Source organism: Palleronia sp. LCG004 (assembly GCF_032931615.1).
In the GTDB taxonomy this organism is placed as follows: Bacteria; Pseudomonadota; Alphaproteobacteria; order Rhodobacterales; family Rhodobacteraceae; genus Palleronia.
Genome location: NZ_CP136759.1, coordinates 2,003,822 through 2,025,378 on the forward strand (window position 1 = coordinate 2,003,822; position 21,557 = coordinate 2,025,378).

21 protein-coding genes and 1 tRNA gene are annotated in these 21,557 nt (G+C 65.9%); 6 read left to right on the forward strand and 16 right to left on the reverse strand.

All coding sequences use genetic code 11. From position 1 onward, the window contains the following. The first annotated feature begins 13 nt into the window (after positions 1–13). Positions 14–88: transfer RNA gene (locus RVY76_RS09790), tRNA-Gly, on the forward strand. 7 nt (positions 89–95) lie between these two features. Here RVY76_RS09790 and RVY76_RS09795 read toward each other — a convergent pair. The 5 genes from RVY76_RS09795 to RVY76_RS09815 form a co-directional block, all read right to left on the reverse strand. After that, the gene (locus RVY76_RS09795; protein ID WP_317373709.1) at positions 96–776 is read right to left on the reverse strand and encodes an ABC transporter ATP-binding protein; all 681 of its coding nucleotides are present in this window, start codon (positions 774–776) and stop codon (positions 96–98) included. Next, on the reverse strand, positions 769–2,028 hold the full coding sequence (locus RVY76_RS09800) for a lipoprotein-releasing ABC transporter permease subunit (RefSeq protein ID WP_317376750.1): 1,260 nt from the start codon (positions 2,026–2,028) through the stop codon (positions 769–771). The genes RVY76_RS09795 and RVY76_RS09800 overlap by 8 nt, the downstream gene beginning before the upstream one ends. Before the next feature lie 144 nt (positions 2,029–2,172). Beyond that, the gene (locus RVY76_RS09805) at positions 2,173–3,384 is read right to left on the reverse strand and encodes a PQQ-dependent sugar dehydrogenase (RefSeq protein ID WP_317373710.1); all 1,212 of its coding nucleotides are present in this window, start codon (positions 3,382–3,384) and stop codon (positions 2,173–2,175) included. 83 nt (positions 3,385–3,467) lie between these two features. Next, positions 3,468–4,802 (reverse strand): proline--tRNA ligase, encoded by a 1,335-nt coding sequence (gene proS / locus RVY76_RS09810; RefSeq protein WP_317373711.1) that lies wholly within the window; start codon positions 4,800–4,802, stop codon positions 3,468–3,470. 66 nt (positions 4,803–4,868) lie between these two features. Continuing rightward, positions 4,869–5,672: a glycosyl transferase gene (locus tag RVY76_RS09815; protein WP_317373713.1), complete on the reverse strand. Its 804-nt coding sequence runs from the start codon at positions 5,670–5,672 to the stop codon at positions 4,869–4,871. A 103-nt stretch (positions 5,673–5,775) separates the two neighbouring features. Between RVY76_RS09815 and RVY76_RS09820 the strand changes: the two genes are divergently transcribed. The 4 genes from RVY76_RS09820 to RVY76_RS09835 are packed head-to-tail and all read left to right on the forward strand — an operon-like array spanning position 5,776 to position 11,401. Beyond that, a complete protein-coding gene (locus RVY76_RS09820; protein WP_317373714.1) occupies positions 5,776–6,900 on the forward strand; it encodes an AI-2E family transporter in 1,125 nt (374 codons plus the stop codon). After that, the gene (locus tag RVY76_RS09825) at positions 6,900–7,607 is read left to right on the forward strand and encodes a DnaA ATPase domain-containing protein (RefSeq protein ID WP_317373716.1); all 708 of its coding nucleotides are present in this window, start codon (positions 6,900–6,902) and stop codon (positions 7,605–7,607) included. The genes RVY76_RS09820 and RVY76_RS09825 overlap by 1 nt, the downstream gene beginning before the upstream one ends. After that, positions 7,604–9,781, forward strand: a complete 2,178-nt coding sequence (locus RVY76_RS09830; protein ID WP_317373718.1) for an RNA degradosome polyphosphate kinase — start codon at positions 7,604–7,606, stop codon at positions 9,779–9,781. The genes RVY76_RS09825 and RVY76_RS09830 overlap by 4 nt, the downstream gene beginning before the upstream one ends. A 51-nt stretch (positions 9,782–9,832) precedes the next feature. Beyond that, positions 9,833–11,401: a Ppx/GppA family phosphatase gene (locus RVY76_RS09835; protein ID WP_317373720.1), complete on the forward strand. Its 1,569-nt coding sequence runs from the start codon at positions 9,833–9,835 to the stop codon at positions 11,399–11,401. On the opposite strand, the gene RVY76_RS09840 is transcribed toward RVY76_RS09835, so the two are convergent. From RVY76_RS09840 to scpA, 4 genes are all read right to left on the reverse strand, one after another. After that, positions 11,398–11,721: an AAA+ family ATPase gene (locus tag RVY76_RS09840; RefSeq protein ID WP_317373722.1), complete on the reverse strand. Its 324-nt coding sequence runs from the start codon at positions 11,719–11,721 to the stop codon at positions 11,398–11,400. The two genes, RVY76_RS09835 and RVY76_RS09840, sit on opposite strands and share 4 nt — an antisense overlap. 41 nt (positions 11,722–11,762) lie before the next feature. Beyond that, on the reverse strand, positions 11,763–12,443 hold the full coding sequence (locus tag RVY76_RS09845) for a molecular chaperone DjiA (protein WP_317373723.1): 681 nt from the start codon (positions 12,441–12,443) through the stop codon (positions 11,763–11,765). A gap of 15 nt (positions 12,444–12,458) precedes the next feature. Then, positions 12,459–13,088, reverse strand: coding sequence for a VOC family protein (locus RVY76_RS09850; protein WP_317373724.1), 630 nt, complete (start codon positions 13,086–13,088; stop codon positions 12,459–12,461). A 163-nt stretch (positions 13,089–13,251) separates the two neighbouring features. Next, positions 13,252–15,375, reverse strand: coding sequence for a methylmalonyl-CoA mutase (gene scpA / locus RVY76_RS09855; protein ID WP_317373725.1), 2,124 nt, complete (start codon positions 15,373–15,375; stop codon positions 13,252–13,254). Between the two features lie 108 nt (positions 15,376–15,483). Between scpA and RVY76_RS09860 the strand changes: the two genes are divergently transcribed. Next, positions 15,484–15,984: a DUF4174 domain-containing protein gene (locus tag RVY76_RS09860; RefSeq protein WP_317373727.1), complete on the forward strand. Its 501-nt coding sequence runs from the start codon at positions 15,484–15,486 to the stop codon at positions 15,982–15,984. A gap of 19 nt (positions 15,985–16,003) precedes the next feature. Here RVY76_RS09860 and RVY76_RS09865 read toward each other — a convergent pair whose 3' ends face one another. The 7 genes from RVY76_RS09865 to RVY76_RS09895 form a co-directional block, all read right to left on the reverse strand. Continuing rightward, positions 16,004–18,052, reverse strand: coding sequence for an acetyl/propionyl/methylcrotonyl-CoA carboxylase subunit alpha (locus RVY76_RS09865; RefSeq protein ID WP_317373728.1), 2,049 nt, complete (start codon positions 18,050–18,052; stop codon positions 16,004–16,006). A gap of 13 nt (positions 18,053–18,065) precedes the next feature. After that, complete coding sequence (locus tag RVY76_RS09870) at positions 18,066–18,218, reverse strand: hypothetical protein (RefSeq protein WP_317373730.1); 153 nt, start codon at positions 18,216–18,218, stop codon at positions 18,066–18,068. Positions 18,219–18,373: 155 nt separating this feature from the next. Further along, positions 18,374–18,562 (reverse strand): hypothetical protein, encoded by a 189-nt coding sequence (locus RVY76_RS09875; protein WP_317373731.1) that lies wholly within the window; start codon positions 18,560–18,562, stop codon positions 18,374–18,376. A gap of 270 nt (positions 18,563–18,832) precedes the next feature. Beyond that, the gene (locus RVY76_RS09880) at positions 18,833–19,180 is read right to left on the reverse strand and encodes a hypothetical protein (protein WP_317376751.1); all 348 of its coding nucleotides are present in this window, start codon (positions 19,178–19,180) and stop codon (positions 18,833–18,835) included. An 86-nt stretch (positions 19,181–19,266) separates the two neighbouring features. After that, positions 19,267–19,401: a hypothetical protein gene (locus RVY76_RS09885; RefSeq protein WP_317373732.1), complete on the reverse strand. Its 135-nt coding sequence runs from the start codon at positions 19,399–19,401 to the stop codon at positions 19,267–19,269. Positions 19,402–19,534: 133 nt separating this feature from the next. Then, positions 19,535–19,954, reverse strand: a complete 420-nt coding sequence (locus RVY76_RS09890) for a DUF6497 family protein (RefSeq protein ID WP_317373734.1) — start codon at positions 19,952–19,954, stop codon at positions 19,535–19,537. Continuing rightward, positions 19,924–21,456, reverse strand: coding sequence for an acyl-CoA carboxylase subunit beta (locus tag RVY76_RS09895; protein WP_317373736.1), 1,533 nt, complete (start codon positions 21,454–21,456; stop codon positions 19,924–19,926). Before RVY76_RS09895 ends, RVY76_RS09890 begins: the two co-directional genes overlap by 31 nt. Positions 21,457–21,557: the final 101 nt, after the last annotated feature.

Below are 21,557 nucleotides of genomic sequence, written 5' to 3' on the forward strand. Positions count from 1 at the left end.
ACCAATCTGGCGCGCGGGCGTAGCTCAGGGGTAGAGCATAACCTTGCCAAGGTTAGGGTCGTGAGTTCGAATCTCATCGCCCGCTCCAGATTGATCTAGCTTCCGCTCAGACGTCCATCCGACAGGCGCAACGCACGGTCCATCCGGCCGGCGAGCTCGAGGTTGTGCGTCGCGATGAGCGCGGACAGCCCCGTCTCCCGCACCAGCGTCATCAACGCATCGAACACCCGTTCCGACGTTTCGGGATCGAGATTGCCCGTCGGCTCGTCCGCGAGAAGCAGTTTCGGCCCGTTGGCGAGCGCGCGGCAGAACGCGGCACGCTGCTGCTCTCCTCCGGACATGGCCGAGGGACGGTGATGGGCCCGGTGCGAAATCCCTACAGATGCGAGAAGGCTCTCCGCCCGCGCCTCCGCTGCGCCGCGTGCCACACCGTGGGCCAGCTGCGGCAGGATGATGTTCTCGGCCGCCGTGAATTCCGGCAGCAGGTGGTGGAACTGGTAGACGAAGCCTATATCGGCCCTCCGCGCGCGGGTGCGACGCCGATCCGTGAGGCCGGCCATCTCCTCTCCGGCCAGGACGACATTTCCCGCATCCGCGGTATCGAGCAGCCCCGCGATATGCAGAAGCGTGGACTTCCCGGCCCCGGACGGGGCCACCAGCGCCACGACCTCGCCCTCCGCCAGGTCGAGCGAACAGTCGCGCAGGACCTGCACCTCGTTCGGATGACCGCGGTTGTAGACCTTCTCGATTCTCTCGAGCCTCAGCGTGCTACTCATAGCGAAGTGCCTCCACCGGGCTCATTCGTGCGGCGCGGCGCGCCGGAAAGATCGTGACGATGAAGGACAGGCCCAGCGACAGCGCGACGGCCGAGGCCACGTCCGCGAATTCGAGCTTCGCCGGCAATGCGTAGATGCCCCGGATCGAGGGGTCCCACGCCTCCCCGCCCGAAAGGTAGTTGATCGCCGAGAAGATCGGGTCGATCCAGATCGCGAAGGCGCAACCGAGGATCACGCCGAAGAGCGTCCCGAGAATGCCCGTCATCGAACCGCAGATGAAGAAGACCCGCAGGATCGACCCTTCGGTCAATCCGATCGTCCTGAGAATGCCGATGTCGCGGCCCTTGTTCTTCACCAGCATGATCAGACCCGAGACGATGTTCATCGCGGCGATGAGGACGAGAATCGACAGGATCACGAACATGACGTTGTCCTCGATGTCGAGCGCACGCAGGAACGACCCGCTGGCGTCCCGCCACGTCCAAAGCAGCGCACGCTCGCCGGCAGCCTCCATCAGCGCCATCGCCATGGCATCGACCTCCTCGGGGTCCGACACCATCACCTCGAGCTCGTCGGCGGCCCCTTCCGAATTGAAGTAGATCTGCGCCTCGTCGAACGGCATGTAGACCCGCGTCCGGTCGATATCGTACCTTCCGGCGGTAAAGACATAGACGACCTCGTAGTTGGAAACGCGTGGCGAGGTGCCAAAGGGCGTGCTGACACCATTGGGCGAGATGAGCTGGATCGTGTCGCCGATATTCGCCTGCAATTCGCGGCTGACGCCCGAACCGATGGCGATCCCCGGCACGCCGTCCTCCCCGAACCGGGCAATTTCGCCCCAGGATTCGACGGGATCGGCCACGCGCGGGATCTTTGCCAGATCCTCCGGCCGGATGCCGAACACCTCGACTCCGCTCGTGTTGCCGCGGACGCTGGCCATGACCTGTCCCTTGACCAGCGGGGCCACGCTGGTGACGCCCGGAACGTCCGCGACCCGGGCCGCCATCGCGTCGAAATCGGCGATCTCGCGCGAGGTGTTGCCGGCTTCGTCCACGTAGCCCGCCGAATAGACGGTCACATGCGCATTCGCGCCAAGGATGGTGTCGATGAACTCGGCCCGGAATCCCGTCCGCACGGCAAGCGTCGCGATGAGCGCGAAGACGGCGAGCGTGATGCCGATCAGGCTGATCCAGGTCATCGTGCTGACCCCACCCTCTGCACGTCTGGCGCGAAGATACCGCCAGGCGATCATCCATTCGAAACGGGAAAACGGGGCTGGGGACAAGGGGATCGGCTCCGGAAATCAGGCTTGCGGAGCCATGGGCTTTCGCCCGTCCCGCGTCAAGTCAGGGGGCCGTGAGGCCGGGCGCATGAGCTGCGCGGCCTCACGCGTGGTTCAGGAATCGCCTTCGGGCGTCAGGCGCAGGACCGATCCGTTATCCGCATCGACGAGAACGAGGATCGCGCCTTCCCCGTCCACCGCGACATCGCGGATGCGGCCCTGATCGGTCAGCAGACGCTCCTCTCCGCTCACCCTGTCGCCATCGAGGGTCAGACGGACCAGCGCGCCCGGCGAGAGCGAGCTCGCAAGCACGTCGCCGTCCCAGTCGGCAAACATATCGCCCTCGTAGAACACGAACCCACCCGGCGCGATGACCGGATCCCAGTAATATTGCGGCTCGACGAACCCTTCGCCACGCGGCTCCCCGCTGCCGATCGGCCCGCCGGAATATTGCTCGCCGTAGCTCACGACCGGCCAGCCGTAATTGGCTCCCGCCTCGATCCTATTCAATTCGTCGCCGCCCGCGGGTCCATGCTCGAGCCCCCAGAGTTCGCCGGTTTCGGGGCGGATATCCGCCCCCTGGATGTTCCGATGTCCATAGGACCAGATCTCGGGCAGCGCGCCGTCCTCATCCGCGAACGGATTATCGTCGGGGATTTCGCCCGACAGCGTGACGCGCACGATCTTGCCGTAGGTCTTGTCGAGATCCTGTGCGAAGACGCGCTCCTCCATCGAGGAATGCTCGCCCGTCGTGATGAAGGCGTGCTCGCCGTCCAGGACGATGCGGCTGCCGTAATGTTTGGGGGTGGGCGACGGTGGGTCCTGCACGAAGATGTCCTCGACCTCGGACAGAGAGGTCCGGTCGTCGTTCAGAACGCCCCGCGCGGCGGCGGTGGCCGACATGCCATCGCCCATCGGCTTGGAATATGTCAGGAAGATCACGCCGCTTTCAGCGAAGTCATCGGCGACCTCCACGTCGAGCAGTCCACCCTGATCCTGACTGAATACGTCCGGAACGCCATCGATCGCATCGTGCAGGTTGCCCTCGGCGTCGATCATCCGCAGACGCCCCTCGCGCTCGGTCACGAGGTATCCGCCATCCGGCAGCACGGCCAGCCCCCAGGGATGGACAAGGCCGTCGGCCACGGTCTCGACGGCGAGGTCCACTCCGCTATCCGTCGCGGGGGCGCGGGTCTGGTTCGGCCAGGCCGGTTCGAATTCCGGTACGTTCTTCGCGCCCTGCGCGACCGGTTCAGCGGACGATTGCGCGAAGGCAGGTGCGGAAAGCGCGGTCCCGAGCAGAAGGACGGTCATCGTACGTGTCATCGGCTATTCCTCCGTAAAGGTGGAGGAACGCCGGCTTCAAGGCGGCGTTCCGGCCGCCCCGCCGGGACGCCATCACAGTCTGTTCAGGACGTGTAGATCTGCACGAGCCGGTCGACGGCGGCCTCGACCGACATCTCCTCGCTCTCGCCGGTCCGGCGCGAGGTAAGCTCGACCACCCCGTTCTTGAGACCGCGCGGACCCACGGTGATCCGCCAGGGCAGCCCGATCAGGTCCATCGTCGCGAACTTGGCCCCGGCCCGCTCGTCGCGGTCGTCGTAGAGCGGATCGAGCCCGGCGGTCATCAGTTCCGCCTCGATCTGCGCGCAGACCGCGTCGCATTCGCTGTCGCCCTGGCGCAGGTTGACGATCCCGCAGGCGAAGGGCGTCACGCCCTCGGGCCAGATGATGCCCTTGTCGTCGTGGCTCGCCTCGATGATCGCCCCGACAAGCCGCGACACGCCGATCCCGTGCGAGCCCATGTGAACGGGCACGACCTGCCCGTCCGGGCCGGTCACCTTGGCACCCATGCTCTCGGAATACTTCGTCCCGAAATAGAAGATCTGGCCCACCTCGATCCCGCGCGACACGCGACGGCGCTCCTCCGGGGTCTCCTCGAACAGGGCTTCGTCATGGGTCTCGTCGGTACGCGCATAGGGCGCGGTCCATTCGTCGAAGACGGCCTGGCACTGCTCGACGCTGTCGTAGTCGATCGGGCGCGCGCCGAGATGCAGATCGGTGATCGCGGAATCGTAGAACACCTCGCTCTCGCCGGTCTCGGCCAGGATGAGGAATTCGTGCGTATCGTCCCCGCCGATCGGGCCGCTATCCGCGCGCATCGGGATCGCCTTGAGGCCCATCCGCTCGTAGGTCCTGAGATAGCTCACCAGGTGGCGGTTGTAGGCATGCATCGCCGCCTCGCGATCGATGTCGAAATTGTAGCCGTCCTTCATGTAGAATTCGCGGCCCCGCATCACGCCGAAGCGTGGCCGGGTTTCGTCGCGAAACTTCCACTGGATGTGATAGAGCGTCATCGGCAGGTCGCGATAGCTCGTGACATGGCTGCGGAAGATGTCGGTGATCATCTCCTCGTTCGTGGGCCCGTAGAGCATGTCGCGCTCGTGGCGGTCGCGGATCCTGAGCATTTCGGGCCCGTAGGCGTCGTAGCGCCCGCTCTCGCGCCAGAGATCGGCCGATTGCAGCGTCGGCATCAGCATCGGGATGTGGCCCGCGGCCTGCTGCTCCTCGTGGACGATGCGCTCGATGTTCTTGAGGACCTTGTAGCCCAGCGGCAGCCAGGAATAGATCCCCGCGCTCGACTGCTTGATCATTCCCGCGCGCAGCATCAGGCGGTGCGATGCGATCTGCGCCTCGGAGGGCGTTTCCTTGAGGACCGGCAGGAAGTAGCGGCTGAGACGCATGGAAATGTGGGCCTTTCGTTGACACTGGCCCCAAGCGGTATGCCAAACGGCATGACGCCGCAAGTTTCACTCGCGCCAGTGATCGGCCACCCAGGGGGCGGGCAACAGGTAATGGCGCAGATACTTGTCGATCCGCTCGGGCCGGTCCGCCGAGAACGCCCCCCTGAGATGCTCCACCGGACCCTTGGGTTCGTATCGCTCGCCGTAATGGCCCGCGATCGCATGCGGCGGATGCACGCCGCCCGGAAAGATCACGATCTTGGCCCCATCAGGCAGTTTCGGGGCCAGCATGTAGTTGAGCGGGAAGGTCCGCGTGCAGTCCTGCCGGTAATGCAGCACCCAGGATCGGGGGAAAAGCTTGATGCCGCCCGGCGCGTTGCGGGTCACGAAACGCTGCTCGAAGCGGTGCTCCTCTGCCAGCCGCTGCGGATCCGAGGCCAGATGATCCTGCATCGGTTTCAGCGCGCCCACCGGAAAGCGGAAGACGGATGTCTGACCCAGCCGTTCGAACGGCGTCGACTGGTTGCGCGCGAGGATGACGTCCTCCGGCTCACCCTCCTCGAAGAACGGATCGAGATTGCCCACCACGACCAGATCGAGATCGAGAAAGAGAACCGGTCCCTCGAGATCGCCGAGCCGCTCGCCCCAGAGCCGCGATTTGGGCCAGATGCCGTAGCGGGTCTTCGGAATCTCGAAATCGACCTCGGGCAGCGGAAACGTGCGGATCTCCTCCCTCATTCCCGCGGGATCGTCGCAGAAACAGGTGAAGCTGAAGGGCGGCGTGATGTTGCGCGCCACCATGGCATAGAGCCTGTTGACGAAGGGGGGGCCGTATTTCGTACCCCAGTTGATGCAGATGACCTGTTTCATCCGCCTTTCCTAGCGCGTCGCGGCCCCGTCGCACAGTCCCCGCCCCTTGCGCGAGCGGGCCTTACGTTGGACAAGGGTCCGACGCCCGTCCAGCGAGATGCCCATGGCCCTGCCCGTTCGCGAACAGCTCAAATATTGGGGGGCGGCCCTGGCCGTCTTTCTCTTCCTGCTCTGGTGGGTCGGGAACGTCATCCTGCCCTTCGTTCTCGGGGCGGCGGTGGCCTATCTCCTCGACCCGATCGCCGACCGGTTCGAACGGCTGGGCCTGAGCCGCGTCCTGTCGGTCACGGTGATGACGTTGATCGGGCTCTTCCTGTTCATCGCGATGGTGCTGCTCGTCATCCCGGCGCTGATCAACCAGGTGGGATTGCTGGCCGAGCGGATCTCCGACATCGTCGAGTCCGCGCCTTCGAATGTCGCGAACCTGCAGGACTGGCTCGAAGCCAACTATCCCGGCCTCGTCGAGCGTTTTCCCGATATCGGCGATCTCGATTCCACCCTGCGGCGGTTCCTCGAACAGGCGACGGCCGCGATCAACGAACGTCGCGGCACGCTGATCGAGGGTGCGCTCTCCTCGGTCGGAAGCGTCGTCAACGTCCTCGTCCTCTTCGTCATCGTGCCGGTCGTCGCGTTCTACCTCCTGCTCGACTGGGACCGGATGGTGAAGCGGATCGACGACCTCCTCCCGCGCGAACATCAACCGACGATCCGCCGGATCGCGCGCGAAATCGACGAGACGCTGTCGTCCTTCATCCGGGGTCAGGGCACGGTCTGCCTGATCCTCGGCGTCTACTACGCGCTGACGCTCGCGCTGGTGGGGCTGCAATTCGGCTTCATCGTCGGGGCGATCGCCGGATTCCTGACCTTCATTCCCTATGTCGGCGCGCTCGTGGGCGGGATCCTCGCGATCGGGCTCGCGCTCTTCCAGTTCTGGGGCGACTGGATCTGGATCGTCGCCGTCTGGGCGATCTTCCAGTCCGGCCAGTTCATCGAGGGCAATTTCCTGACGCCGAAGCTCGTCGGCGACAGCGTCGGCCTGCATCCCGTCTGGCTGCTCTTCGCATTGTCGGCCTTCGGTGCGATCTTCGGTTTCGTGGGCCTTCTCGTCGCGGTGCCCGTCGCGGCCGTGATCGGCGTGATCACGCGCTTCGCGGTGCGCCAGTATACCGACAGCGCGCTCTATCGCGGCACCGATCCCGAAGACGACGCGCGGACCGGCCCCCGCTGATGGCCGAGCAGCTGAGCTTCGATCTGCCCGTGCGGGCCGCGCTGGGGCGCGAGGATTTCTTCGTGACCTCGGCCAATGCCGGACCCGTCGCGATGATCGAGGACGTGGCTCACTGGCCCGGCGGCAAGCTCGCCATCTCGGGCCCCGAAGCGTCGGGCAAGACGCATCTCGCGCATGTATGGGCGGACCGGACCGACGGCGTGGTCATCTCCGCCTCGGATCTAGCCCGGTTCGACATCCCCACGCTGGCGAGCGCCGTCAACGTCGCGGTCGAGGACGTGCCGCACATCTCCGGCCGCAGACGCGAGGAGAACGCGCTCTTCCATCTGCACAACCTGCTCTTGTCGGAAGGCGGGCGGCTTCTTCTCACGGGGCGGGAAGCTCCGACCAGGTGGGCGATCGACTTGGCCGATCTGCGGTCGCGGCTTGCGGGCACGACGCTCGTCACGCTCGATCCTCCCGACGACGCGCTTCTGGCGGCGCTTCTCAAGAAACAGTTCCACGACCGGCAGATCCGGGCGGGCGACGGGTTGGTCGACTATCTCCTGCCCCGCATGACACGCTCGGGTGCCGCGGCGCGCCGTCTCGTCGCCCTCATCGACAGGCTGTCGCTGAACGAGCGGCGGTCGATTTCCGTGCCTCTGGCCCGCCGCGCACTGGAAATGTCGCAGAATCGTGACGAAGATGGTGCAGAGGATCATCCATGACCATCGCAGACTTCCTGAGCGCCCCGCTTCCCGCCCCGTCCGAACCGCCCGAAGGCGAGGATTATTCCGGACCCGACCGTTTCTTCAATCGCGAACTGAGCTGGCTCGCCTTCAACTGGCGCGTGCTGGAAGAGGCCGAGAACCTGCGGGTGCCGCTCTTGGAACGTCTGCGGTTCCTCGCCATCTCGGCCAGCAACATGGACGAATTCTACACCGTCCGCGTCGCGGGTCTGCGCGAGCTCGCCCATGCCGGCAACACCACGCCCGCCGCCGACGGCCGGACACCGGCAGAGCAGCTTCGCCTCATCAATTCCGATGCGCGCGAACTGCTCGCGCATCAGCAGAACGTCTATCGCACCCTCTGCCGCGAGATGTCTGCCGAAGGCATCCACATCCTGTCGATCGAGGATCTCCGCCCCGAGGACGAGAGCTTCCTCGACGAGGTCTTCCTGTCGAGCGTCTTCCCGATTCTCTCGCCGCTCGCCATCGACCCGGCGCATCCCTTCCCCTTCATTCCCAACACAGGCTATTCCTTCGCGCTGCAGCTCGAGCGTGATTCGGACAAGCGTATTCTCCGCGCGCTCCTCCCGATCCCCAGCCAGATCGAGCGGTTCATCCGCCTGCCCGCGCCCGAGGGTCAGCATCGGTTCCTGCCGCTCGAGGATCTGCTGCTCACGCACCTGGGCTCCCTCTATCCGGGCTACAGGATCAAGGGGCACTGCACCTTCCGCGTGCTGCGCGACAGCGATCTCGAGGTCGAGGACGATGCCGAGGATCTCGTGCGGGAATTCGAGGTCGCGCTCAAGCGGCGGCGCCGCGGCGAGGTGGTGCGCCTGACGATCAGCGCGGGCGCACCCAACGGGCTCAAGCGCGTCATCATGTCGGAACTGCCCGTTCGCGACGACGAGGTCGTCGAGGTCGACGGCATCATCGGTGTCGCGGCACTGTCCGAGCTCGTCCTGTCGGACCGGCCCGATCTGCTCTGGCCGATCTTCACGCCGCGCGTCCCCGAGAGGGTGCAGGATCACGACGGCGACATGTTCGCGGCGATTCGCCAGAAGGACATGCTGCTCCACCACCCCTACGAGACCTTCGACATGGTGATCCGCTTCCTCGCGCAGGCGGCGAACGATCCGCAGGTCGTGGCGATCAAGCAGACGCTCTATCGCACCTCCTACGACAGCCCGATCGTCGATGCGCTCTGCGAGGCGGCCGAACAGGGCAAGTCCGTCACGGCCCTGGTCGAACTCAAGGCCCGGTTCGACGAGGCGGCGAATATCCGGCAGTCACGCAAGCTCGAACGGGCGGGCGTGCATGTGGTCTACGGCTTCCTGAACCTCAAGACCCACGCCAAGATCAGCACCGTCGTCCGGCGCGAGGGCGACAGGATGGCGACCTATTCGCATTTCGGGACGGGCAACTACCACCACATCACCGCGCGGATCTATACCGACCTGTCGCTCTTCACCTGCGATTCGGCCCTCGGGCGGGACGGCACGCGGCTATTCAACTACCTGTCCGGCTATGCGCAGCCGCAGGCGCTCGAGAACCTTTCGATCTCGCCGATGGACCTGAAATCGACGGTCATCAAGCGAATTGCCGAGGAAGCCGAGCATGCCCAGGCGGGCCGGCCGGCCAAGATCTGGGGCAAGATGAACGCCCTGATCGAAACCGACGTGATCGACGCCCTCTACGCCGCCTCGCAGGCGGGGGTCGAGATCAGCCTGGTGGTGCGCGGCATCTGCGGGCTCAAGCCCGGCATCAAGGGCCTGTCCGAGAATATCCGCGTGAAATCGATCGTCGGCCGTTTCCTCGAACACAGCCGGATCGTGTGCTTCGGCAACGGCCACGACCTGCCGTCGAAGCGCGCGCGGGTCTATATCTCCAGCGCCGACTGGATGGGCCGCAACCTCAACCGCCGGGTCGAGACGCTGGTGGAATGCACCAATCCGACCGTCAAGGCGCAGATCGTGTCGCAGATCATGGCGGCCAATCTCGCCGACGAGGCGCAGAGCTGGGTGCTCCGGCCCGACGGGACATTCGTCCGCCCCGCGGGCGACGAGGGGCAGCGGCTCTTCAACTGCCACCGTTTCTTCATGGAAAACCCCTCTCTGTCGGGTCGCGGCTCCGCAGGTGCCAGCGATGTTCCGGAGCTTACCCATTCCGACGATTGACGCCCGGGGGCGCAGGAGGCAGTCTCCGCTCCAATCGAGGGGGATGTATCGATGAACGACGCCGCGGCAGGACAGGCCGACGAATTCGGCCCCTTCGGCAAGCCGCTCTTCGACGATCCTTCGGCCCGCGCGCTGAGCCGGGTCGGCGTGATCGATGTCGGATCGAACTCCGTCCGGATGGTCGTCTTCGACGGCGCGGCGCGGTCGCCCGCGTATTTCTTCAACGAAAAGGTCATGTGCGGTCTCGGCCGCGACTTCGCCGAGACGGGACGGCTCCACGCCGACGGCCGCGACCGCGCGCTGCGCGCGATGAAGCGGTTCGCCGCCCTCGCGCGTGGCATGGGGGCCGCGCCGATCGTCACGGTCGCCACCGCCGCGATGCGTGAGGCAGCGGACGGCCCCGAATTCCGCGATATCGTCGAACGCGAGACCGGCCTTCCCATGTGGGTCATCGACGGCCAGGAGGAGGCGCGGCTCTCGGCGCAGGGCGTGCTTCTCGGTTGGCCGGGGGCCGAAGGGATCGTCTGCGATATCGGCGGATCGTCGATGGAGCTCGCGCAGATCGCGAAGGGCTTCGTCGGCAAGCGCGTGACCTCGCCGCTCGGGCCGTTGCGCCTGCAGGGGATCGAAGGCGGCAAGAAGGGCATCCGGGAGGAGATCCGCTCCGTCCTCGAAACTCTCGTGGCCGAGGTCGGGTCGGGCCACAAGCGCCTCTTCCTCGTCGGCGGATCGTGGCGCGCCATCGCGCGGATTGACATGGCACGGCGCGGCTATCCGCTGCACGTCCTTCACGAATACAGGATGACCCGGAAGAGCGTGCAGGACACGCTCGCCTATATCGACGAGCACGACATCAACGAATTGCGCGCCGAGACTGGGATCGGCGAATCGCGCATGTCCCTCGTGCCGCTCGCCTCGCTCGTCCTGCGCCAGCTCGTCACCGCCCTGAAGCCCCGCGACATCGCGATTTCGAGTTACGGGATCCGCGAGGGCCTGCTCTACGAGCAGATGCCGCAACGTCTGCGCGACCGCGATCCGCTGATCGAGGCGTGCCGCTTCCAGGAACAGAAGGATGCGCGCCTGCCGGGGTTCGGTCGCGCACTCTATCAATTCATCCTGCCGATCTTCAAGGGCGAGCGTGATTCGCGCCTGCGCATCATCCGCGCCGCCTGCCTGCTTCACGACGTGAGCTGGCGCGCGCATCCCGATTACCGCCACGAGGCGTGCTTCGACAACGCGACGCGCGCCAATCTCGGCGGCCTGACACATTCCGAACGGATCTTCCTCGGGCTCGCCCTGCTGCACCGGTACAAGAATTCGCGCCAGGGAACCCGGTTCGAGGATATCATCGGCATCCTCGACGAAGCGCAGATCGCGCAGGCGGAAATCCTGGGCCGCGCGATGCGGTTCGGGGCGATGTTCTCGGCCCAGACGCCCAGCGCGCTCGGCAAGCTCAAGTGGTTCCCGAAGAAGAAGCATCTCGAACTGCAGCTGAGCGACACGGCGCAGGACCTTTTCGGCGAGGTCGCGCAATCGCGGTTCTCATCGCTGGTCTCGGCCCTCGATGCGACGTCGGAGATCAAGCGGCTGCGCGAAACGCAGTCCGACGCCGCCACCTAGATGTCGATCTCTTCGCCGTCCTCGGGCAATTCGGGTGCATCGGGTTTGCGGCGGATGATGATGTCGCCGTTGGGCAGAACCTCCGGCGGCTGATAGCGCCCGAGATCGTCGATGCCGATCCCGTCGAAATCCCAGTCGCGGAACCGTTCCGCCAGATCGCGCATCGCGGGATCGACCTCGCCCATCAGACCTTTCAGAAGACGCCGCGCGCCTTCCGACATCATCTCGACACCGTCCTCCAGATCCTGGCGCGCGTCGCCATCCTGCGCGGCGGCAGGCACCGGCGACAACGCCAGAAGAAGGATCAGGATGTATCTCATGGCGGAAGACCTAGCCCGCCAGCCGCGTGCGACCAGATCGTTCAGGCCGCCTTGCCCGAGATCTCCTCGTAGGCGCGGTTGATATCGACCAACCGCCGTTCGGCCATCCGCACCGCCTCGCTCGGTACGCCGCGCGCGATCATCCGGTCGGGATGGCTCTCCCGCACGAGCTGCCTCCACCTGCGCCGCACCTCCGGAAGCGGGGTGTCCGGATCGAGGCCCAGCACGTCCCACGGGTCGGGTTCGGCACCGGGGACGAAACGGGATCTCAGCCCGCGGAACTGGCGCTCGTCGATCTCGAAGATCTCGGCCACGCGCGACAGGAACGCCTCCTCCTCGTCCTGATAGCTGCCATCCGCCACCGCGATGAAGAACAGCCCCTCCATGAGGTCGCAGAGCGTCCGGTCGCCCGGCGCGAACATCGCACGGATCCGATGGGCGTATTCCTCGAACCCCGCGACGTCCTGACGGGCGAGGTTGAAGACGCGCGCGGCCGCATCCTCGTCCTTCTCGGGGATGTGGAACACCTCGCGAAAGGCCGCGACCTCGCCACGCGTGACCCGTCCGTCGGCCTTGGCCATCTTCGCGCCAAGGCCGATCACCGCGATCGTGAAGGCGACGGTCCGCTCCGGCGGGCTTCGCAGGATGTCGAAGACGGCCGCGAGCCCCTCGCCCGCGGCAAGTGCGGCGAGTGCGTCCGCGATGCGTTGCCAGAGGGACATCGTCGCCCGCCCCCTCTATCCGGCGAGCCCGAGGCTCGACAGCGAGACGAGCCCGCGCGGCGTCACGATCTCGGCCACGAGCGACGGCGTCGGCGTGATTTCGAGGGCGACTTGCGTCATTTGAGCCAGTGCCGGCCATTCCGCCGTGATGCGCTCCATCTCGGGATGACCGAGGACGATCCGCTTCAGTTTGACCGGGCTCTCGGCGAGGCGCGATTGCGGACGCGCGCCCTTCCACTGGATGAGGGCCGGAAGAATACCGTCCTCGGGAAGGCGTCCGCTGCGCGGCACGGCCATCGACCAGGCCAGGTCTCCTCGTTCGAACTCCATGACCTCTCCCATGCCCATCGGGGCCTCGCCGAGCTGCGCGCGCAGATCGGTGCAGCGCGCGACCCAGTTCCCCAGCCGTGGCGGCCCCGATACCTCGTCGAGCGCGAACCAGCGCGAACGATCGGGCGCATCGGCCTCGGGATCGACGGCGATCACCTCAAGATAGACGTCGGACCCGAGAGACAGCACACGGTTATGCGTTCCCATCACGGGATGCCGGCCGCCCGGTTCGAGCTTCGCGCCCAGCATCTGCTCCACCGCGGACGTCCCCTCGTCGAGATCGGTCGCGACGATGGCGAGATGATCGATATCCATGCTTCAAGTCCTTTTCCACGCACCGACGCAGACGCGCCGGATCCTCCACGCGCTTATCCATCCCATGGCCGGGTGACAACCGGGCAGGCCCGCGCAGGTACCATGGGGCAAGGCGGGGCGGGCAATTCTCGGGGCCGGCCCGGGCCGGTCCGGCGATGCGGGGTCAGCCGCGCCGTCGTGCCGCGCGGATCAGGTCCAGGATCTCGCGCGCGGCCTTGGGGATATTGGTCCCCGGTCCGAAGATCGCGGCGACGCCTTCCTCCCTCAGCCGTGCATAGTCCTGCGCGGGGATCACGCCACCGCAGACGACGAGGATCTCGCCGGCATCCTCGGCCCTGAGTGCCGCGATGAGTTTCGGGGCGAGCGTCATGTGCCCGGCCGCCTGGCTCGAGATACCGATGACATGAACATCGTTGTCGAGCGCGTCCTGCGCCGCCTCCTCGGGCGTCTGGAAGAGCGGTCCGACATCCACGTCGAAACCGATATCGGCGAAGGCCGTCGCGATGACCTTTGCCCCCCGGTCATGCCCGTCCTGCCCCATCTTGACGACCAGCATCCTCGGGCGGCGTCCCTCCTCCTCGGCGAAGGTCTCGACGTCGCGCTGGATCTGGGCGAACCCTTCGTCGCCCTCGTAGGCAGCCCCGTAGACCCCCGCGAGCGTCCGCACCTCCGCGCGGTGACGACCGAAGGCGCGTTCCATCGCGTCGCTGATCTCGCCCACGGTCGCGCGCGCGCGCGCGGCTTCGATCGCGAGCGCCAGAAGGTTGCCGTCGCCCCGCGCGCCCTCCTCGAGCGCGGCCAGCGCCGCATCGCAGGCCGCCTGGTCGCGGCGCGCGCGAAGCTCGGCCAGGCGTTTCATCTGGCTCGTCCGCACCCCCGCATTGTCGATGCTGCGGATGTCGAGATCGTCCTCCTTCTCGAGCCGGAACTTGTTGACGCCGACGATCACCTCCTCGCCGCGATCGATGCGGGCCTGCTTGCGCGCCGCCGCCTCCTCGATCCTGAGCTTGGGCATCCCCGATTCCACCGCCCGGGTCATGCCGCCCAGATCGTCGACTTCGGCGATCAGCTTGCGGGCCTCCTCGATCAGGTCGGCCGTCAGTTTCTCGACATAATACGAGCCCGCCAGCGGATCGACGACGTTCGTCACGCCCGTCTCGTTCTGCAGGATGAGCTGCGTGTTGCGCGCGATGCGGGACGAGAAATCCGTGGGCAGCGCGATCGCCTCGTCGAAGGAGTTGGTGTGCAGCGACTGCGTCCCGCCCAGAACCGCGCTCATCGCCTCGTAGGCCGTGCGGACGATGTTGTTGTAGGGGTCCTGTTCGGCCAGGCTCACGCCGCTCGTCTGGCAATGCGTCCGCAGGATCGTCGAGCGTTCGTCCCTCGCACCCAGCCCGGTCATGATCTCGTGCCAGAGGAAACGCGCGGCGCGAAGCTTCGCGGCCTCCATGAAGAAGTTCATGCCGATCGCGAAGAAGAACGACAGCCGCGGCGCGAAAGCGTCGATGTCGAGGCCCCGCTCCACCGCGGTCTTCACGTATTCCTTGCCGTCGGCGAGGGTGAAGGCAAGCTCCTGCACGAGGTTCGCGCCGGCCTCCTGCATGTGGTAGCCCGAGATCGAGATGGAGTTGAAGCGCGGCATCTCGCGGCTGGTATAGTCGATGATGTCCGCGACGATCCGCATGCTCGGCGCGGGCGGATAGATATAGGTGTTGCGGACCATGAACTCCTTGAGGATATCGTTCTGGATCGTGCCGGAAAGTTTCGCGCGCGGGACGTTCTGCTCCTCTCCCGCGACGATGAAGCTGGCAAGGACCGGGATGACCGCGCCGTTCATCGTCATGGAGACCGAGATTTCGTCCAGCGGGATCTGATCGAAGAGGATCTTCATGTCCTCAACGGAATCGATCGCGACCCCGGCCTTTCCCACATCGCCCTCGACGCGCGGATGATCGCTGTCATAGCCGCGATGCGTGGCAAGATCGAAGGCCACGCTCACGCCCTGCTGCCCGGCGGCGAGGGCGCGGCGATAGAACGCGTTCGAGTCCTCGGCCGTGGAAAACCCGGCATATTGGCGGATGGTCCAGGGACGGCCGGCATACATCGTGGCCTTCGGCCCGCGGGTAAAGGGCGGCTCGCCCGGCATCGCGCCCATATGGGTGTGACGCGCCGCATCCTCGCCACCATGAACCGGCGCGATATCGATCCCCTCGGCGGTCCGCCATGTAAGATCCTCGAGCGGCCGCCCCCTGAGCTCCGCCGCAGCGCGCGCTTTCCAGTCGGTCATGGACAGGCCTCCTCCTGGCCCGAAGGGCGGTTCACACCAATGTGGGTCGCGGCTTCGGGGCTTCGTAATTCAGCGATTGCATCCTATATTGGCGGCATGGACAAGGTGATGCATCGTGGGTTTCTGATTTTCCTGGCTGGTCTGATGATGGGGGTTCCGGTCGTGGCGCAAGAGATCGCCCAGCCCGCCGCCCAGAACGTCGAGACCGAGCTCGCGCCGACCGAGGCATGGGGCGAGGATCGCACAATCGTCTTTGACGCAAGGGATATCGACCTTGCCGATTTCCAGTGGATCGCCCGGCCGGTCGTCGTCTTTGCCGACAGCACGAACGACCCGGCTTTCCAGCGCCAGATGGAACTCCTGCGGGCGCGCCCCGAAGCGCTTGCCGACCGGGACGTGGTCGTCGTGACGGATACCGACGCGTCCGAGCTTTCCGATATCCGCCGCAAACTCAGGCCGCGCGGCTTCATGCTGGTGCTCATGGGCAAGGATGGCGGCGTGAAGCTTCGCAAGCCCTTCCCGTGGGACGTGCGCGAGATCAGCCGGTCGATCGACAAGATGCCGATGCGCCTTCAGGAGATGCGCGAAAGATCGAGCGCGACGCCCTGACGCAGGCCGCGGAGTCGCGTCAGTCGAATTCCATGATGATATCGTCGACGGCAAGGCTGTCGCCCTCCGACGCGTTGATCCGGGCGACCGTTCCCTTGCGTTCGGCGCGAAGGATGTTCTCCATCTTCATCGCCTCGATCGTGCAGAGCGCCTGCCCCTGCTGCACTTCCTGCCCCTCGTCCACGTCGATCTTCACGACGAGCCCCGGCATCGGGCAGAGCAGCAGTTTGGAGGTATCGGCCTCCTCCTTCTCGGGCATGTGGCGCTTGAGCTCGGCCTGACGGGGCGTGTAGACCAGCACGTCGAGATCCGCACCTCGGGTTCTCAGCCGGTAGCCGCCGGTCACCCGTCCCACCTTCAGGACGAGCGGGCGTCCGTCGACCTCGAGCCGCGCGAGCGGCTCGCCCGGCTGCCAGGAAGCGCTCACCCGCATTTCCGTTCCGTCCTCGTGGCGCACCGTCGCGCCGTCGCGATCGGCCGCGATCCTGACCGGCATCTCCCTGCCCTGCGCGAACACGACCCAATCGTCGCCGATCCGACGCTCGTGATTGTCCATCCGCCCCGAGATGCGGGTCCGGCGGATCTCGGCCACGCGGTTCATCGCGGCCGCGGCCGATGCCACGCGCCGGAGGTCTTCGGGCGAAAGCTCCACGCCGGAAAAGCCGTCGGGATATTCCTCGCCGATGAAGGCGGTCGTCATCTCGCCTTCCGCGAATTTCGGATGGTCCATCACCGCGCTCAGGAACGGCAGGTTGTGCCCGATCCCCTCGACCTCGAACCGGTCGAGAGCGATGCGCATCGCCTCGATCGCCGCCGCACGGTCGGGTGCCCAGGTGCAGAGCTTCGCGATCATCGGGTCGTAATGCATCGAGATCTCGCCGCCCTCGAACACGCCCGTGTCGTTGCGGACCGCGACATCGCCCTCCGCGGCATCGGGCTCGTGCCACTTGCCTGCCTCGGCAAGCGGCCCGGCGGCGCGTTCCGCGGGCGGACGATAGCGGGTCAGCCGCCCGATCGAGGGCAGGAAGCCGCGATAGGGATCCTCGGCATAGAGCCGGCTCTCGATCGCCCACCCCGTAAGCGTCACGTCGGATTGCGCGACCGAGAGCGCCTCACCGGCCGCGACTCGGATCATCTGCTCGACGAGATCGATCCCGGTGACGAGTTCGGTCACCGGATGCTCCACCTGCAGACGGGTATTCATCTCGAGGAAGTAGAAATTGCGGTCCCCGTCCACGATGAACTCGACCGTCCCGGCACTGGTATAGCCCACGGCCGCGGCCAGCGCGCAGGCCTGCTCGCCCATCGCCCTGCGGGTCGCCTCGTCGAGGAAGGGCGACGGTGCCTCTTCGATGACCTTCTGGTTCCGCCGCTGGATCGAGCATTCCCGCTCGCCCAGATAGATCGTGTTGCCATGCGTGTCGGCGAGGACCTGGATCTCGATATGGCGGGGCTGGGTCACGAACTTCTCGATGAAGATCCGGTCGTCGCCGAACGAACTCGTGGCCTCGTTCCGCGCGCTCTGGAACCCCTCGCGCGCTTCCGCCTCGTCCCAAGCGATGCGCATGCCCTTGCCGCCGCCCCCGGCCGAGGCCTTGAGCATGACGGGAAAGCCGATCTCAGTGGCGATCGCAACGGCCTCGTCGGCATCCTCGATCAGGCCCATATGCCCCGGCACCGTCGAGACGCCGGCCTCGTCGGCGAGCTTCTTCGAGGTGATCTTGTCGCCCATCGCCTCGATCGCCCCCTTGGGCGGCCCGATGAAGGCGATGCCGGCCTCGTCCAGCGCGGCCGCGAATTTCGGGTTCTCGCTCAGGAAACCGTAGCCGGGATGAACGGCATCCGCGCCCGAGCTGCGGATCGCCTCCATCACCCTGTCGATCGAGATGTAGGACTGGTTCGCCTGGGCCGGCCCGATATGCACCGCCTCGTCGGCCATGCGGACATGCAGCGCGTTGCGATCCGCATCGGAATAGATCGCGACCGTCGAAATGCCCATCCGACGTGCGGTCTTGATGACACGGCAGGCGATCTCGCCGCGATTGGCGATCAGGATCTTCTTGAACATCGCGACTCCCCCCTCAATAGGCGCAGAGTTGCGGCACGACGCCCTTGCAGGGATCGTCGGGGGCGTATTGCGGCGAAGTGGCTTCTTCCTCGAGCGGTATGCCGGGACCCGGCCCGCAGGCCACCAGAACGACGCTCGTCAAGCAAAGCCACAGAATATGCCGCATGTCTTCCTCCCCTGGGATCCCCGCGTCCCTTCAGTTGCCACGATGCAAACGTGAAGGACAATGGGTCATCTGGCGCAAGCGGGGGAGAGTGACACGAAAACGGCGCATCCCCCGTGGGAATGCGCCGTGTCTGGCCCTGCGCACAGGGATATGCGTCAGATATCGTCGGAAAGCGCGCCTGCCGCACCGCCGAGCGCGGCACCCGTCAGGGGATCGTCGCTCGCGACCTCGCCCACGGCCGCACCCGCCGCAGCACCGGTGCCTGCCCGTTCGAGGTCCGTGTTGCCGCATGCGGCCAGACCGAGAGCGCCGAGAAGCGTGATGATCGGGAGTGTCTTGGGCATCTGGTGAATTCCTCGTTCCATTTTGCAAACGCCGCCCCAACGCGATCGCGATCGACCATGTTCCTGAAAGAAAAAAGGCCCGATCGCGGACGACCGGGCCTAAGGGGAAGGGTAACGGTATTGACAACGGACAGGGCCGGTGCTGACGCCCCTGTCCTGAACTCGGTTCTAACCGAACCTGCGCATCCGCCAAGCATAACCTTCAGGTTGAGTGCCGCTCGGCTTAAGCGCGCCCAAATCCGTCCGGGCGCGGCGGAAACCCGCTTACGATCAATCGTCTATGATGCCCGGAAAGTTCGCCCGCGCCCGGGCGGCGTCGATCCTGAGATATGCCTCGTAGCTTTCGGGGTCGAACGGATCGTCGGCAGGCACGACCTCGCGACCGAACAGCCAGCTCAGGCGTCCCGCATCGAGATTGCCCCGCTCGAACGGCTCTTCGCCGAAATGCTGCCAGAGCGCCCAGAGAAATCCTTCATCCGCCGCGCGATCGGCCGGACGACGATCACCGTAGCGTTCCCGCGCGATGAGGCGCGTCGCGCCCTTGGGATTGGGGCGACGGATCACGAACTGGAAATCCGTGCCGGGAAGCCGGCCGGGAAATCCGCGATGCTTGGTCATCTCGGCCTTCATGCCTCAGCCTTCCCTTTCAAACGCGAACGGGCGAGCACCATGGCCCGCCCATCCGGCATCCGACATGTGTCGGATCAGTACTTGGAATAGGTCGGCTCGGCCACGATGGGGGCGGGCTCGACATAGGTGGGGGCGGGCTCGGGCTGGCTGCAGCCGGCGACGAAGGCGGCCAGGCCGAGGCCCAGCGTGATCTTGACGGTATTCGACATCACTGTCTCCTTTGGCGTTTTTTCTGGGGCCGCGGCCCTCGTTCGGACCTGCGGTCCGGGTCGATATATCAGGGTTGAGACATCCATCGCCAATCCAAAAGCGACGACATGCGCTTTGAAGGCCGAGTATTGCTCAAAAGCCATCCCAGACGCAGATTTCGCCCTCTGCGCGGTAGATTTCGAAAAATTGCGTCGCGTCGGGAACCAGATCGCCGAATTCCGTGGGGCGGTCCGACAGGCTGATGACGACGCGCGGCAGTGTCGCGCCGATCCTCGGCAGGCGCGGAAGCGCGTAGCTCTGGCAAAGGTGGATCATGTCGGTCGCCGCGGTCTTGTAGTCGATCGCGCCCGCGATCTCCGGGGCCACGAAGCGGAAGCGGTACGCCAGCCCGAGGCCGGGCGCATCGCGGACCACCTCGACGAACTCGACCGCCTGGCCCGAGGGAACCGGGACCGTTTCGGCCCCGGCCTCCGAGGCGAAAGCAAGGCCCGCGATCAGCGCCGCGGCCCGCCCCTCGCGCCTCAGAGCGGAATATTGTCGTGTTTCTTCCATGGGTTGCTCAACTTCTTGCCTCTGAGTGAGGCGAAGGCGCGACAGATCCGCCGCCGGCTCGACCGGGGGAGGATCACCTCGTCGATGAAGCCGCGCTCGGCGGCCTTGAACGGATTGGCGAAGTTCTTTTCGTATTCCGCCCTGCGCCCCTCGATCTTCTCGGCATCCCCGAGCTCGCTGCGATAGAGGATCTCGACGGCCCCCCTCGCGCCCATGACGGCGATCTCGGCCGAGGGCCAGGCATAGTTGCGATCGCCCCGCAGATGCTTCGACGACATGACGTCGTAGGCTCCGCCATAGGCCTTGCGCGTGATGAGAGTGACCTTCGGCACGGTCGCCTCGCCATAGGCGAAGAGAAGCTTCGCGCCGTGCTTGATGACCCCGCCATATTCCTGCGAGGTCCCGGGAAGGAAGCCCGGCACGTCGACAAGCGTCAGGATCGGGATCTCGAACGCGTCGCAGAACCGCACGAACCGCGCGGCCTTGCGGCTCGAGTCGATGTCGAGGCAACCGGCCAGCACCATCGGCTGGTTCGCGACCACACCAATCGTCGACCCTTCGAGCCGGATGAACCCCGTCAGGATGTTGCGCGCGAAACTCTCCTGGATCTCGTAGAAATCGCCCTCGTCGGCGAGCTTCTCGATCAGCTCCTTCATGTCGTAGGGCGTGTTCGGGTTGTCGGGCACGAGCGTGTCGAGGCTCTCCTCGATCCGGTTCGGGTCGTCGAAGAACGGACGGCGCGGCGGCTTTTCCCGGTTGCTCAGCGGCAAGAGGTCGACAAGGCGGCGCACCTCGATGAGCGCATCGATATCGGTCTCGAACGCGGCATCGGCCACGGAGGATATCTTGGTATGCGTCGTCGCCCCGCCAAGCTCCTCCGCGGTCACCACCTCGTTCGTCACGGTCTTGACCACGTCGGGGCCCGTCACGAACATGTAGCTGCTGTCCTTCACCATGAAGATGAAGTCCGTCATGGCCGGCGAATAGACCGCCCCGCCCGCGCAGGGCCCCATGATGACGCTGATCTGCGGAATGACGCCCGAGGCCAGGACGTTGCGCTGGAACACCTCGGCATAGCCCGCGAGCGAGGCGACACCCTCCTGGATGCGCGCGCCGCCCGAATCGTTGAGCCCGATGATCGGCGCGCCGTTCTGCATGGCCATGTCCATGACCTTGCAGATCTTCTGCGCATGCGTCTCCGAAAGCGATCCGCCCAGGACGGTGAAGTCCTGGCTGAAGACGAAGACCTGACGGCCGTTGATCGTGCCCCAGCCGGTGATCACGCCGTCGCCGGGGATCTTGCTCTCGGCCATGCCGAAATCGGTCGCGCGATGGGTGACGAACGTGTCGAACTCCTCGAAGCTGTCGTCGTCGAGCAGAAGCTCCACCCGCTCGCGCGCGGTCAGCTTGCCCTTGCCGTGCTGCGCGTCGACGCGGGTCTGCCCGCCCCCCGCGCGCGCTTCGGCGCGCCGCTTCTCGAGCTGCTCGACGATGTCCTTCATGGCGTCCCCATCCCTCGTTTTTCGCGGTATTGTCTGCACCCTAGGTCCGCTTTCTCCGCCATGGAAGGCGAAATGCCGGAGCGTCTCCGACACCGGGCGCT